The sequence below is a fragment of the Microbispora sp. H10885 genome (assembly GCF_014161415.1).
GTDB lineage: Bacteria > Actinomycetota > Actinomycetes > Streptosporangiales > Streptosporangiaceae > Microbispora > Microbispora triticiradicis.
The window spans coordinates 1-596 of sequence record NZ_JABBWY010000041.1 but is presented as its reverse complement, the minus strand read 5'-3'; the positions used below and the strand labels follow the sequence as shown (position 1 = coordinate 596).

1 rRNA gene is annotated in these 596 nt (G+C 62.4%); it reads right to left on the bottom strand.

Annotated elements, in window-relative coordinates:
- Positions 1 to 488: 488 nt before the first annotated feature.
- A 16S ribosomal RNA gene (locus tag HHX37_RS35400) occupies positions 489 to 596 on the bottom strand; the annotation flags it as partial.

The window sequence follows — 596 nt, the reverse complement described above, 5'->3', positions numbered from 1 at the left end:
GCCTCCCACGTCCTTCATCGGCTCCTGATGCCAAGGCATCCACCGTGTGCCCTAAAAAACTTGGCCACAAAGATGCTCGCGTCCACTATGCAATTCACAAACAACAACCAGGCAAACCAGCCCACCCACCACCAAACACCCGAGCGTCAACACGCCCGAACCGGTATGGCAGGAGACCAGCCCCAGAAGGACAACAGGCCCTCCACCAAGCAGCCACCGCAACAACCACGGTGGCCAGGCGAACGGTCCGTTCCCTCAGGACCCAACAGTGTGCTCAACCAGTCCCAACCCCCGGCACCCGCTTTCCCACTCCCCAGACCCCCGATGAAGGGAGGCTGGGACGGTACTCACCGACCCGGCAACCACGACCAGCTGACTAACCAGTGCTCCACTAATGAGCTCGCCACGCACCGGACACTCGCCGGTGAACGCGACATGGACCAACCCCGACCCTCCAACGAGGATCCGAGCCGGCCGGTGCTCCTTAGAAAGGAGGTGATCCAGCCGCACCTTCCGGTACGGCTACCTTGTTACGACTTCGTCCCAATCGCCAGCCCCACCTTCGACCGCTCCCCCCACAAGTGGTTGGGCCACGG